The organism is Bacillus sp. ISO11, assembly GCF_003458115.1.
In the GTDB taxonomy this organism is placed as follows: domain Bacteria; phylum Bacillota; class Bacilli; order Bacillales; family Bacillaceae_G; genus Bacillus_A; species Bacillus_A cereus.
Window position 1 is genome coordinate 15,829 of the sequence record NZ_QXCO01000030.1, and the last position, 13,459, is coordinate 29,287.

Consider the following 13,459-nt stretch of genomic DNA (forward strand, 5'->3'; position numbering starts at 1 on the left):
TTTGAGATAACATTATGATTGATAAACCCCACTCACATACACCTAGTCTCTTCTTCATGTAACGAACTTTCTTCATGCCATATATAATATAAATAGTTTCTTAACTTTGTCTTAAAAAAAGACGACCTTGTAAAAACAAGATCGTCTTCTTACTTATATTTTTTGGTTTTTAGGGAAAATCACTTCAAAACAAGTGCCATCTCCCCATTTGCTCTCTACTGATATTTTTCCGTAATGCTTTTCTACAATCCAATTTGCGATTGAAAGACCTAATCCAGCTCCTTCTGACGTACTTCTTGCTCTATCCCCTTGATAAAAACGATCAAATAATTTCGGAATATCTTCCTCTTTCACTCCTATCCCGTCATCTTTCACCTGTATGCGAATCGAACTACTCGTCTGCGTGCAATCAATTTGAATATGCCCGCCTTCGTTTGTATACTTCATCGCATTATCTAACAGTATGACCATCATTTGATGAATCCGCTCTCTATCAGCCATAAAAGATACGTCACGTTCTACTTTTAGTATCATTTCTTTTTCTTGATAAGAAGCAATCTCTTTATATGGAGCTACTATTTCTTCTAACAATTTATCAAGTTCAAATGTTTTTTTATCCATCTCAATTTGATTAGAATCAGAACGTGCTAGTAATAATAAATTACTAACGAGTTTTGATAACCGCCTACATTCTTTTGAAATTGTAGAAATATCCATCGCTTTTTCTTCTATCGTAGCGGATGGTGACTGAAATAACACATCCGTTTTTGATTGAATAACTGCAAGCGGTGTCCTTAGTTCATGTGATGCATCAGAAACGAATTGCTGCTGTTTCTCCCATGAATTTTGAATAGGTACGAGTGCTCTGCCAGCTAGGAAAAAGCCGATACCTATCGCACATAAACTTCCTATGCTACAACCTATAACGAGGATTAAAAATAAAGTATTTAACATTCCTTCTTCCGCTGTTATATCTCGCACGATTTGAACTATTTCTCCATCTTTTTGAAGCGAAAATGCTCTAAAATATCGTCCTTGTACTTTGATATCTTGTAACTCCCCTATTTTTTCCGGAGAAAACTTTTCCAAATTCTCTTCAAAAATTGAACGGAATTTACGATTATCGCCCTCTATTTTCACTATTTTCCCATTCCAAGTTATTCTAGTTACTCGCGGATCTCCAATTTGGATATTCTCCATACGTTTTCTTGGTGGTATTTTAACATCTAATTTTTCTCTATACTGAGCCATCATTTTTATAGATTGATCCACTTCATTATAAATACGCTTATATGTGTATGAATAAATAATACTACCTAATATACCTATTAATAGGATAAATACTAATGAATTCACTATAGTCAAACGAATGCGTGTCTTTTGAAACATACTTCCCTTTTTCATTGTTCTTTTAATATATATCCAATACCTCGAACAGTTTGAATATCTTTCTGATAACCGAATGGTTCTAATTTTTTACGCAAATGATGCACATACACTTCCACAATGGCTACTGTCGTATCTGAATCAAATCCCCAAACACGATCAAAAATTTGTTCACGCATTAAAATCTTCCCGCTATTTTGAATGAGATACTCTAGTAGCTCATATTGTTTCAATGTCAACTTAATACTTTGTCCATCTACTTGAACGTCTTTATCTTTTCCGAACAATTCAATCCCTTTATAACGAATCGTTTGCTGCGTTGTTAAACTACCACTTCTGCGTAGTAAAGCGCGAATTCTCGCTTTTAATTCAGGGGCCTGAAATGGCTTAACGATATAGTCATCTCCACCAAAATCCAATCCCTTCACCCGATCTTCTAAAGAATCTCTCGCTGTCAAAAACAGGACTGGTGTTTCAATCTTTTCATCACGTATTTTTTGAATTACTTCAAATCCATCCATCCCTGGCATCATCACATCCAGCAAAATTGCATCATATATATTTTGAAGCGCTAAAAACAATCCATCTTCTCCATTTATTGCCGTATCTACTTCAAATTCATCACGCAAAATTTGTACGATAGACTCTAATAACGAGGCATTATCTTCTACTACAAGTAAGCGCATGCTCTCACCTTCCATCAAATAGTTCAATTCTATTTATTATTACATTTCTTCTCTTCATAACAAAAGAATGTAGTTACATTACGTATTTTCATTTTTAACTATTTCCTTCTAAAATTTTGAAATTTTATTATAAAAACTTTGTCTTAAATTTAGCTTAATAAAAAATTGAAAGAAATAAGATTCCTCTTATCTCTTTCAATTTTTTATTACATATACCTTTTTACTCGGCAATTCCAAACAATTTAGCTGACCACCGTACACAGCCCCGCCATCAATTCCAATAATACGATTACTACCAAAATACACTCCGCACTCCTCACTACCATGAAGCGTTTTTGTTTCCGTATGCCCAAATACAACAACCTTTTCACCGCTATATCCATTATGAAATTCATTACGGATCCACATTAACGTATATGGTTCAGATTCAGAAACTCGTTTCATCGGTTCAACCCCAGCATGTACAAATATATACTCTTCTGTTTCAATGTAATGATCTAATTCTTGAATAAACTTTATATGTTCCTCTAATACACGAGAGTGTAAAATCGGTTTTTGGAAGTCTTTCTCATTAACCGCAATATCTTCTTCTACAAATCCATAGCTATATAATGTCTTATCTCCACCATTTCTTTTTACCCAATGGTTCCATGAATGTTCCTCATTTGTCGTTAACGCCTTAATCATCATATCTTCATGATTTCCCTTTAAAATGAGTGCTCCCTCTTCTTTCAATTCTCTTACCTTTTCAATTACAGCACGCGCATTTGGACCACGATCTACATAATCTCCCAGTAAGATTAATTGATCCTGTTTCGCATCATATTGAGCTTCTTCCAATAACTGTTCAAACTTTTTTATCTCTCCATGAATATCACTAATAACAAGAATTCTTTTCATATTATCCCCCTCTTTCTAATTATAGTTCAAAACGACAGAAAGTTCAGAATTGAAATCCCGAATCATATTTATCTCGCATTAATGGGCCGTAAGACCCCCGCTGATTAAAGTTTCACTTTATTACAAACTAAACTATTATCCTTACAACAATGTAAGTCTCTTGTCATCCAATTCGATAGTTGTAATTACTGTATCTCCTTATACTGAAAGTAAGAAATGAAACAAAAAACAAGGAGAGATGAGAGATGAAAAAAGTAATGGAAGTTGTAGTAGCGGTAGTAGAGGTTTTCGTAAATGGTAAACAAGTCGCAATGGAGTTAAATAAATAATGAAAAGGACAACATTCACTCTAGACCCTTTACTCATATAAAAGAGATAAGACTTCATCATTTCTTTGATCCCTTATCTCCCTATAAAGAAAGCCGTATCCCTTTTAAGGATACGGCTTTCTCTTATTTTTGACTTGTACGAGCTGAAATGCTAATTGCTCTATCTGTTGCTTTGGCAGCTTCATCTAACGCTTCTTTACTATTCTTCCCGTCATACATCGCTTCTAATGCTTTTACAACTGCATCTCGTGATTCTGGGAATACACTAATTAAAGCCCCTTGTGTTGCTGGAGATTGCTTCGTTGCTTGCAGTTGATCTACTGTTACTTTCAACTGTGGGTATTTTTCATATTGCTCTTTTACTAATGGCTCATTATATGCATCTGGATTAATTGAGAAATAGCCTGTTGCAGTATGCCATTTTGCTTGTACGTCTGGCTTCGTTAAATATTTCATAAAGTCCCAAGCACCTTGTTGCGTTTCTTCTGAAACCATATTCGTCATCCATAATGATGCTCCACCAATAACAACACCATTTTGTTTCGAATCCTCTGGATATGGAATATATGAAACACCTACATTAAACTTAGATGCATCAATTAAATCACGAACACCAGCTGAAGAATCTAAATACATAGCAACTTGTCCAGACTGGAACGCGGCACGAATATCATCCCAACTTGCTCCATACTTTCCAAGGACACCAGCTTTATTTAAATCATCTAACATTCCAAATACTTTCTGTCCTTCTTTACCATTAAATACCGCCTTTTTTGCAGCATCCTTACGACCGTTTTCGTTATCTACATATAAAGCACCTTGTGTCGCTAACAATTCTTCAAAGAACCAACCGTAGTTAAGCATGGAGAATCCATATTGTTTTACATTTCCGCCTTCTTTAATCGTTAACTTTTTCGCTGCTTCTTGTAATTCAGCATATGTTTTTGGAGCTTTCTCTGGATCTAAGCCCGCCTTTGCGAAAGCATCTTTATTATAAATTAATACTGGTGTAGATGAATTAAATGGCATAGAATACATTTTTCCATCAACTGAATAATAATTTGTAATTGCTTTTTCTAATTTTGACGTATCGTACTTATCTTTTTTTATCCAGCTATCAATTGGTGTGATTTTTTTACTATCAATCATATATTTCGTTGTAATTTCACTCGATTGAACAAGAGCTGGCGCTTCTTTCGTTGCAGATATCGTTCTAAATTTCGTTAAAGACTCTTCATATGTTCCTTGGAACTCTGCCTTTATCTCATATTTATTTTGTGACTTATTATAGTCTGCAACAAGACTATCTAGTACTCCTTGTGTTTTTCCACCCATCGCATGCCAGAAGCGAATTACAGTTTTATCACCATTTTTTTCAACTGGTGCTACTTTTGCCTGTGCTTCAGGTTTTCCTTCTGTTTTACTATTTGAACAAGCGGCACTAGATAATGCCATTGTTGCTACCATTAATAGAGCAGCACCTTTTTTAACTAGACTCATTTAAATCTCACCTTCTCTTAGTTATTTAATTGCACCTTTTGTTAATCCTTGTTGTAATTGCTTTTGCCCTAAAAATAGTAAAATCAATGTTGGAATAACGATAACCGTAACACCGGCCATTACGCTTCCCCAATCAGTTGCAACTTCTTGAGACTGAAGCTGCTTCACACCGATTTGCACTGTTCTTACTTTTTCATCAGTGGTCACTAAAAGTGGCCATAAATACATATTCCATGTTGTTAAAAAGCTATATACTCCAAGCGTAATAAAACTCGTTTTACAATACGGAATTACAACGCTGAATAAAAATCTTATATTTCCAATCCCTTCAATAAAAGCAGCTTCTTTCAGTTCATTCGGAAGTGTCATAAAATGTTGACGTAACAAGAAAATACCGAAAGCTGTTGCAAAAAACGGCACTGTCATCCCGGCGAAACTATTGATCCAACCAAAGTTTTGAATTGTTAAAAAGTTAGGCACCATCGTTGCTTCCCACGGAATCAGCATCGTTGAAATAAACAGGAAGAAAATTAAGTTTCTCCCTTTAAACTGAAGAAAAACAAAAGCATAAGCTGCTAAACTTGATACGATAAGTTGTCCAATCATAACGACTGTCGATACAATTAAACTGTTATATAAGTATGTAAAAAGTGGTACTTTTTGAAAAATATTAATGAAATTATCAAAAGTAAACTGGGTCGGAAATAACCTTCTCATTTGAATATCGTCTGGTGTCATAAAGCTTATTAAAAATGAATACAGTACAGGAAAAAATACCATTACTGCACTAATAATGAGCAGCATGTATAATAGGAAATTTTGTTTCCACTGTTTAACAATCATTTATAATGCACCTTTCTCTCAGCAAACTTAAATTGAAGTAATGTAGCAAGGAAAATGAAAACAAATAATACCATTGCTTGTGCACTTGCTGTTCCAAATTGATGATTCACAAACGCCTCTTTGTAAATCGAGTACACAATCAAATTCGTTGCATCATTTGGTCCACCGTGCGTTAAAATATCAATTTGCCCAAAGCTTTGGAACGCACTAATTAATGTTACTGTTACAATAAAGAATAAAGTTGGTGATAGCATCGGTAATGTAACACGGCGAAGTTTATATAAATAACTAGCACCATCTATAGATGCACTCTCATATAACGACGTATCGATATTTTGTAAACCACCTAATATAACTAAAAATGCAAAACCTGTATTCACCCAAACTGTTGTAACTGATACAGAGAATAGTGCCCAGTCCGGACTCGTTAACCATGGGATTGCAGGAAGGTTCATAGAGGCTAATATATTATTAAATAATCCTACACTTGGATGAAATAAAAATAGCCAAATCACTGCACTAGCAGCTACTGATATTCCCATCGTCGAAGAAAACAGAACTCGGAATAACCCAATACCTCTTACTTTTCCATTTGCAATCAATGCAAGAAACAAAGCAAATATAATACTCGTAGGCACTGTATATAAAACAAATAATAAAGTTGATTTTATACTTTTGTAGAAGGCTGGATCAGAGAATAAGTATTGATAATTTTCTAAGCCAACGAAAAGATTAGCTTCCCCATGTATATCGGTTAAATAAAAGCTATAGTAAATTGTCCTAAACAATGGATAGAACAAAAAAATCGAAAATAACAAAATAGATGGCGCCAAAAACAATAATCCTATTCTTAAATCTTTCGTTCTCCCCCATAATTTTTTCTTTTTTGACACCTTTGTTTGAACTGGTAACTTACTTACATCGATCATTATTTCGCCACCACTTTCAACTCTTCTTCAGCTACCACTTTTAAGCGTTCATTCGTGTTTTCATTAAAGAAGCATAACTTTTCTTGCGAGAATAATAATTTTACTTTGTCACCTTTGTTCAAGAGTAACTGTCCGATGACTTTCGCACTCCAAGTTGTTCCATTTACCGCAAAGTTCAATATAGATTCATTCCCTAATACTTCTACAGATTGCAACGTCACTTCTTGTCCCTCCTCAGACAGTGCAATATGCTCAGGGCGCATGCCTATGCGAATTGTTCCTTCTGGTAATTGCTTTAACTGTCTAATAGATAATGGAATTTGCAATTGCCCTATATGTAATACACCTTTTTCTTTATTTACTTCCCCATCATTTATATTCATAGAAGGAGAACCTATAAAGCTTGCAACAAATTCGTTTGCTGGTTCGTTATATATGTCAAGTGGTGTTCCAACTTGCTGTATACTTCCTTTATTTAAAACCATGATACGATCTCCCATAGTCATCGCTTCTATTTGATCGTGGGTAACGTAAATCATCGTAATTCCTAATCGCTGCTGAATTTCTCTAATTTCAATTCTCATTTGCGCACGTAATTTCGCATCCAAATTCGAAAGTGGTTCATCCATTAAACAGATTGGTGCTTGACTCACAATTGCCCTGGCAAGTGCAACACGCTGTCTTTGTCCGCCTGATAATTGGCCTGGTTTCATTTTCACATACTCTTTCAGTCCTACCATTTCAATAGCTTCCATTAATCGCTTTTGTCGCTCTTCTTTTTGTACTTTTCTTACCTTAAGTCCAAATAAAATATTTTCTTCTACAGATAAGTGTGGATATAATGCATAATTTTGAAATACCATTGATAGATTACGGTCTTTCGGCTCTAGATCATTTGCAACACGTTCATTAATAATTAAATCTCCTGAAGAAATCTCTTCTAAGCCAGCGATCATTCGTAATAATGTGCTTTTCCCGCATCCCGAAGGTCCAACTAAAACAAAAAATTCACCCTTCTTAATATGAACCGATACGCCTTTAACCGCTGTCTCTTCTGCATTTTTATATACCTTTGAAACATTTTTCAATTCAATCACAAGGTTGCACTCCTTTTTTCTTCTTGTATCCATACTTCATAATGACTTGTTGAAATCGCACTTGCTCCTGCATGAATTGCAATTTCCGCATCTTCTCGCGTTTGAATCAGCCCACCTGCAATAATAGGAAACTCTATTTCCTCTACTAGCTGTTTAATTATAGAAGGCATAATCCCCGGCATAATCTCTACTGCATTTGGTTTAGTCGTTTTACAATTTTCAATTGATTTAGTAAGGGATAAAGTATCTACAAAAAAAATACGTTGAATTGTTTTCAATCCAATTTTATTAGCATTTCGAATTGTTGAACCCTTTGTTGAAATAATACCTTGTGCCCCGATAACATCTTGAATATACAAAAGCGCTTCCTCTGTATTCGTATTTAAGCCTTGTATAAAATCACAATGAAGAAATACATCATGTCCATGTTTCTGCAATTCATATACACGCTCTGGTAATTCCAGCATTGAACCAGTCATAAGAAAAACTGTTTTCGGCAATTTTTTGTATGCTTTGTATCCTTTCCAATCCTTTATCATCGCAATATAAGGTTCTTTAAACATTTTTTCCACCTAACTGTTCTCTTTTTATCCAAACTAAAAACACCTACTTACATAGAACGCCTTTCTCCTTATTTGAACTCTAGGGAATAGAGCACACCTAAGAAAGTGGCACATTATATGTAAGTGGGTGTTCTCAAATGTTCTCTACCCTATTTATTTTGTTACCTTTACTATATTACGCATTTATTAAGTCAGTTTTGATAGATTGTTAATTAGGTGTTAACCGAATGTTAATATTCACCATATCACTATTTACATTAATCCATATATTTGAATACAAACGAATAGAACGAAACAATACTTAAAATTCAATCAATATGTAAATTCATTCCATAGTTAATAAGTTTTAGTTTTCTCGCAACGGCTTGTGAAGCATAATTATTCCAAGAAGTACTATAAAGTGGAATGCTTTTTTCTTCTTTTATTGATATCGCCCAGGCTGTAACACCATCAGTACCATATCCGTTCCCTTGAAACTCCGCTAAAGTTTCCACACTTGCCTCAGCAGCTACGGGCGTACTTCTGGCACTGCAACAAACAGAAACTACCTTTTCATTTTTTACAATTGCCAAATAAGGTTGCCTCCTTATTTACTCCATTTACCATCCATTCATAATCTATTTTTCATATTCAAAATAAAAATCCCATTCAAATACACATTACTGAATCCATCATACTAACTGATTTCTTCATTCTGTCTATCTAAATGGGATTATTTTTCGTTTTTTACTCTACTGGCTGTTGTGGCTGTACTACTTCATTCGCTCCAGCTACCCTCAACATATTTACAATATCTTTAAAACCTCTTTTTTCAGCGTATTGCAGTGGCGTCAGATGTTCCTTGTTAGCCATGTTTACATCTGCACCGTGATCAATAAGCAATTGAATTACTTTCTTATGGTTTTCACTACCATTTCCTAATACAATTGCTTCTAATAACGCTGTTCCACCACGTTCATTTGTATAATTCACATCAATATCTGTATGCTCTAATAATTCTTTAACAACCTCTACATGGCCACGCTCAGATGCAGAAATAAGTGCTGTCCCACCTGACCTAGTCGTTTCTTTCGTATTAACTCCTGCATTAATTAATACTTTTACAATATCCGTATATCCTTCTCTACTTGCATAAAGAAGTGGATTACTTTTTTTCTCATCTTTAATTTCAATATTAGCACCTGCACCAATTAATGCTTTAACTGTCTCTACATGATTTTGGTACGTCGCTGCAAGGACAGGCGTTTCTCCGTTGTCACCTTCTACGTTTATATTCGCTCCATCCTGAATCAACTTCATAGCTGTCTCTGTATCTCCAAGGGTAGCTGAAAGTAACAACTGTTTGTCCATTAAATTTATACTTTTCTCTTCTTTAGATTCTTCCTGTTCTTTATGCTTCTCTTTTTTCTTTTCATTTTTCACATGAACCGGTTTCGATTCTGGTTCTTCTTGCTTATCGCAAGCCACTACCGTCATTAAAAGTCCTAATAAAATACATAATAAAATTTTTTGTTTTCTCACAACTACAGCTCCTATGAAAGATAATGTTTTCTTAACCATTCCTCCATCACATACAATAACTCTTCTTGAGTACATTTATCCATAAGCCCTTTATATTCCTTCTTTAATCGGATTATCTTAAGCTTATACTATGTTTCTCAACCTATTGAAATGATACGCCTGATGGCCCCATCATTAACATTATGAAGCAATTAGTTTAGCACGTTTTTACCGCATTTGTATACATTTCTAAAAAGTACATAAAGTGAAACTTTAATTAGTGGGGGTTTTGTTCATCCACCACTAATTATTAGCCCACACCAATCGGGCTTTTACGGGCAGCCCGACTCCACCTAACTTCTTTGCTTTCACTAAATTTTGAGGTGGGGATCTTATTGCCCGTTAATGCGGGATAAATGATTGCTTTAGGTTACTATATTCCATTGTAACCGTTCTTCTAAAAATTTTACACCTTTTCTATATTTGCACCTGAGTAATAATAGAAAAAGACAACTATATAGTTGTCTTTTTCTATCATTAATGATGTCCACCATGATTTCCTGCTTTCGGTTTCCCCATCATCTCTTTATTCATTTCCCATTTATGCTCTGCTAGCTCTTTATATGAAAGAACTTTCCCCTTATAGTTAGATACAAAGCTCTCTGCATCTTTTTTATTTTTAAATGAAATGACATTATAAGCCATCGGTGTCGTTATTGTTTTATCATATACGTAAGTAGCGTCTTCTAACGAAATCCAATCTTTCGAATCATAATCTCGAACAAATTTCTCTTTCGTCTTTTCACCTGAGTTGATCTCCATCCATTTATACATACAACCGATATCATCAAACTTTAACGCTTTTCCATTTTCTAAAATAATTTCTGTTGCAAATTGATTATCTGTTACCCCAATTTGACAAATATCACATTTATCATGTTTCTCATCAATGGCAACAGCTGCTGTTTCCTTTTTCCCACACCCGACTACCGTAAATACGAAACATAAACATATAGCAAGTACGACATATTTTACTTTCATCAATATTCCTCCCTAGAAACCGTATACTCCACGAAAAGAATACCAAAAGGTTGTGTGAGATTTGTGAAAAAACAATGTGCTTTTTGTAATAGGAAACAAAAAAAGATGTGTAGTTATTTCTACACATCTCTCATCACTCACAACCTGTAATTAATAAATCATCTTCTAATTTAACTAATAATGTATCCTCACTAATTTCCTGTCCAACTTCTACATTTACCAATCTTATATTTCCACTAATCCCGACTGCAATTTTTTTAAGCTCACCGTCATTTTTTCGGATCATCAGTAATTTCTCCCATTCATATACGTAAGAAGATTCATTAATAAAAATCTCCTCTACTTTTCCTTCATAAGAGCTATAAATCTCTTCAATTCTCGTTTTCATATAACATCTACTCCCTATTTCACACTTCACTATTTTCATCTTATTCTACCATTCTTACGAGGAGCAGCTTACTTTTTAAAAATTCAAATTAACTACCATGAACAAAATGAACAAAATAAAAATTATGCTTCTAATGATGTTATTTTTCAAATTATTTACCATTTGAATAGATGCTTTTATTATAAATAAAAAACCTTTTTCTGAATTTTTATTCTATTTTGAAAGCGCAATCATTCTTTTGAGGGGGAAATTACATGTTAGCACTACTTGGATTTGCGATGGTATTTGTCTTTATGTTTTTAATTATGACGAAACGTATGTCAGCGCTAGTAGCATTAATATTAATTCCGAGTGTTTTTGCATTAATTGGCGGATTCTATGCCAATATGGGGCCTATGATGTTAGAGGGAATTCAAAAATTAGCACCTACTGGTATTATGCTTATGTTCGCTATTTTATATTTTGGGATTATGATTGATAGCGGTTTATTCGATCCTGTCATTAGTAAGATTTTAAAATTTGTAAAAGGAGATCCTTTAAAAATCGTTGTCGGAACAGCTATATTGACTATTATCGTTTCTCTAGATGGTGACGGTACAACAACATACATGATTACAGTTTCCGCAATGTATCCACTATATAAGCGCCTTGGAATGAACCCCCTCATATTAGCTGGAGTTGTTATGTTAGGGGCGGGGGTAACAAATCTTACACCTTGGGGTGGACCCACAGCTCGTGTTATGAGCGCACTTGGACTTGAGGCTTCTGAATTATTTACACCTCTTATTCCAGGAATGATTGCTGGTGCAATTTGGGTTGTTTTCGTTGCTTACTATCTTGGAAAAAAAGAAAGAAAACGTTTAGGAATTATGGATGTACAGTATTTAAAACAAATGCAAACAATGGATGAGCAAGCTGCAACTGTCGAAGCCGCAGTGCATAAACGTCCTAAACTTCTATGGATTAACTTTTTATTAACCGCTACATTACTTGTCTGTCTCATACTAGAAGTTATGCCGTTACCTGTTTTATTTACAGTCGCTTTTGCTATTGCTGTTATGATTAACTATCCAAACTTAGAACAACAGAAAGAACGTATTGCTTCTCATGCAGGGAATGTATTAGCAGTTGTTTCTCTCGTATTTGCTGCCGGTATTTTCACTGGTATTTTATCTGGAACAAAAATGGTAGATGCAATGGCTAACAGTGTAGTAACTCTTATACCAGATGCACTTGGACCACAATTGCCAATTATTACAGCTCTTCTTAGTATGCCATTCACATTTTTCATGTCCAATGATGCATTTTACTTTGGGGTATTACCTATTTTAACTAAGGCTGCTGCTACTTACGGAATTAGTGCAGCTGAAATGGGACGTGCTTCCTTACTTGGGCAACCCGTTCACTTATTAAGTCCTCTTGTTGCATCCACTTATTTATTAGTTGGGATGGCAAAAGTTGATTTTGGTGAACATCAACGTTTTACTTTATTGTGGGCAGTTGGAACGACAATGGTGATGTTGATTACTGGCATTGTAATTGGGATTATTCCAATATAAGACGCAAAAAACAGTAGAAGAAATAAATCCTCTACTGTTTTTTATTATGAAGAAACAAGAAAATACCGTCTCTCCGGTCTCCCCACACTCCCATATATTAGCTCTGCGTGGACTTTCTTCCCAGATATTAAATACTCTAAATAGCGCCTTGCAGTTGATCGACTTACGCCTACCATTGAACTTAGTACCTCTGCTGTAATCCCTTCTTCATTAACTGTTAACATATGTTTTTTTATTTTTGCTAAAGTTAAGGGGTCTATCCCTTTCGGGGCATATTCCATTTCATTTCCCTTTACGCCTCTTTGAGACCATAAATGTTCTATTTGTTCTGTAGATAATTGATTATTTTTCTTCAGCTGCACAATCTTTTTTTGATAACTTTCCAAACTCGCCTTAAATCGATCAAACATTAGTGGCTTTACAATATAATCTGTTACTCCGCCCCGCAGGGCGTGCCTCACTACATCTGTTTCCGATGCCGCTGTAATCATAATAATATCTGTATCGTGCAAATGATGCCTAATATATGTGACAAGTTCCGTTCCTTGCATATCAGGTAAGTACACATCTAATAACACAAGCTGTGGCTTCACAAGCTCTAGCCATTCTTTCGCTTGTTCTCCAGTCGTTGCCGTTCCAATTACTTTAAATCCCTCAATTTTTTCAGTAAAACGACGATGAATGTCAGCAATCCGAATATCATCTTCTACAATTAATACTTCAATCTCCTCACCCATT

General features: G+C 34.8%; 13 protein-coding genes and 1 pseudogene. 1 reads left to right on the plus strand and 13 read right to left on the minus strand.

Annotated elements, in window-relative coordinates:
* Positions 1-153: 153 nt before the first annotated feature.
* The 12 genes and pseudogenes from D1166_RS24360 to D1166_RS24415 all read right to left on the minus strand — a co-directional run bounded on the left by D1166_RS24360 (position 154) and on the right by D1166_RS24415 (position 11,162).
* A complete protein-coding gene (locus D1166_RS24360; RefSeq protein WP_000715830.1) occupies positions 154-1,404 on the minus strand; it encodes a sensor histidine kinase in 1,251 nt (416 codons plus the stop codon).
* On the minus strand, positions 1,401-2,072 hold the full coding sequence (locus D1166_RS24365) for a response regulator transcription factor (RefSeq protein WP_001238623.1): 672 nt from the start codon (positions 2,070-2,072) through the stop codon (positions 1,401-1,403). The genes D1166_RS24360 and D1166_RS24365 overlap by 4 nt, the downstream gene beginning before the upstream one ends.
* Before the next feature lie 195 nt (positions 2,073-2,267).
* Positions 2,268-2,972 (minus strand): metallophosphoesterase family protein, encoded by a 705-nt coding sequence (locus D1166_RS24370; RefSeq protein WP_000821994.1) that lies wholly within the window; start codon positions 2,970-2,972, stop codon positions 2,268-2,270.
* Between the two features lie 452 nt (positions 2,973-3,424).
* The gene (locus D1166_RS24375) at positions 3,425-4,801 is read right to left on the minus strand and encodes an ABC transporter substrate-binding protein (RefSeq protein ID WP_097861495.1); all 1,377 of its coding nucleotides are present in this window, start codon (positions 4,799-4,801) and stop codon (positions 3,425-3,427) included.
* A gap of 21 nt (positions 4,802-4,822) precedes the next feature.
* Entirely contained in the window at positions 4,823-5,644 is an 822-nt protein-coding gene (locus tag D1166_RS24380; RefSeq protein ID WP_097856363.1) for a carbohydrate ABC transporter permease, read from the minus strand.
* Positions 5,641-6,573, minus strand: coding sequence for a carbohydrate ABC transporter permease (locus D1166_RS24385; RefSeq protein WP_097856362.1), 933 nt, complete (start codon positions 6,571-6,573; stop codon positions 5,641-5,643). Before D1166_RS24385 ends, D1166_RS24380 begins: the two co-directional genes overlap by 4 nt.
* Positions 6,573-7,670 (minus strand): ABC transporter ATP-binding protein, encoded by a 1,098-nt coding sequence (locus D1166_RS24390; protein WP_000571387.1) that lies wholly within the window; start codon positions 7,668-7,670, stop codon positions 6,573-6,575. Before D1166_RS24390 ends, D1166_RS24385 begins: the two co-directional genes overlap by 1 nt.
* On the minus strand, positions 7,667-8,233 hold the full coding sequence (locus tag D1166_RS24395) for a glycerol-3-phosphate responsive antiterminator (protein WP_097856361.1): 567 nt from the start codon (positions 8,231-8,233) through the stop codon (positions 7,667-7,669). The genes D1166_RS24390 and D1166_RS24395 overlap by 4 nt, the downstream gene beginning before the upstream one ends.
* A gap of 308 nt (positions 8,234-8,541) precedes the next feature.
* Positions 8,542-8,817 (minus strand): annotated as a pseudogene (locus tag D1166_RS24400) (GNAT family N-acetyltransferase); the annotation flags it as partial.
* A gap of 142 nt (positions 8,818-8,959) precedes the next feature.
* Complete coding sequence (locus D1166_RS24405; protein ID WP_000287338.1) at positions 8,960-9,829, minus strand: ankyrin repeat domain-containing protein; 870 nt, start codon at positions 9,827-9,829, stop codon at positions 8,960-8,962.
* Between the two features lie 441 nt (positions 9,830-10,270).
* The gene (locus D1166_RS24410; protein WP_000865666.1) at positions 10,271-10,774 is read right to left on the minus strand and encodes a nitrous oxide reductase accessory protein NosL; all 504 of its coding nucleotides are present in this window, start codon (positions 10,772-10,774) and stop codon (positions 10,271-10,273) included.
* A gap of 133 nt (positions 10,775-10,907) precedes the next feature.
* A complete protein-coding gene (locus tag D1166_RS24415) occupies positions 10,908-11,162 on the minus strand; it encodes a hypothetical protein (RefSeq protein ID WP_000857377.1) in 255 nt (84 codons plus the stop codon).
* Between the two features lie 254 nt (positions 11,163-11,416).
* Here D1166_RS24415 and D1166_RS24420 point away from each other — a divergent pair, with 254 nt between their 5' ends.
* Positions 11,417-12,721 carry a CitMHS family transporter gene (locus D1166_RS24420; protein WP_000880474.1) on the plus strand — a complete coding sequence of 435 codons (1,305 nt, stop codon included), beginning with the start codon at positions 11,417-11,419 and terminating at the stop codon, positions 12,719-12,721.
* 44 nt (positions 12,722-12,765) lie between these two features.
* Here D1166_RS24420 and D1166_RS24425 read toward each other — a convergent pair whose 3' ends face one another.
* Entirely contained in the window at positions 12,766-13,458 is a 693-nt protein-coding gene (locus tag D1166_RS24425) for a response regulator (protein WP_000503463.1), read from the minus strand.
* Position 13,459 lies beyond the last annotated feature (1 nt).

Coding starts and splice junctions, on each gene's coding strand:
- D1166_RS24360 (WP_000715830.1), bottom strand. CDS start 1,404: ATGAAAAAGGGAAGTATGTTTCAAAAGACACGCATTCGTTTGACTATA.
- D1166_RS24365 (WP_001238623.1), bottom strand. CDS start 2,072: ATGCGCTTACTTGTAGTAGAAGATAATGCCTCGTTATTAGAGTCTATC.
- D1166_RS24370 (WP_000821994.1), bottom strand. CDS start 2,972: ATGAAAAGAATTCTTGTTATTAGTGATATTCATGGAGAGATAAAAAAG.
- D1166_RS24375 (WP_097861495.1), bottom strand. CDS start 4,801: ATGAGTCTAGTTAAAAAAGGTGCTGCTCTATTAATGGTAGCAACAATG.
- D1166_RS24380 (WP_097856363.1), bottom strand. CDS start 5,644: ATGATTGTTAAACAGTGGAAACAAAATTTCCTATTATACATGCTGCTC.
- D1166_RS24385 (WP_097856362.1), bottom strand. CDS start 6,573: ATGATCGATGTAAGTAAGTTACCAGTTCAAACAAAGGTGTCAAAAAAG.
- D1166_RS24395 (WP_097856361.1), bottom strand. CDS start 8,233: ATGTTTAAAGAACCTTATATTGCGATGATAAAGGATTGGAAAGGATAC.
- D1166_RS24405 (WP_000287338.1), bottom strand. CDS start 9,829: ATGTACTCAAGAAGAGTTATTGTATGTGATGGAGGAATGGTTAAGAAA.
- D1166_RS24410 (WP_000865666.1), bottom strand. CDS start 10,774: ATGAAAGTAAAATATGTCGTACTTGCTATATGTTTATGTTTCGTATTT.
- D1166_RS24415 (WP_000857377.1), bottom strand. CDS start 11,162: ATGAAAACGAGAATTGAAGAGATTTATAGCTCTTATGAAGGAAAAGTA.
- D1166_RS24420 (WP_000880474.1), top strand. CDS start 11,417: ATGTTAGCACTACTTGGATTTGCGATGGTATTTGTCTTTATGTTTTTA.
- D1166_RS24425 (WP_000503463.1), bottom strand. CDS start 13,458: ATGGGTGAGGAGATTGAAGTATTAATTGTAGAAGATGATATTCGGATT.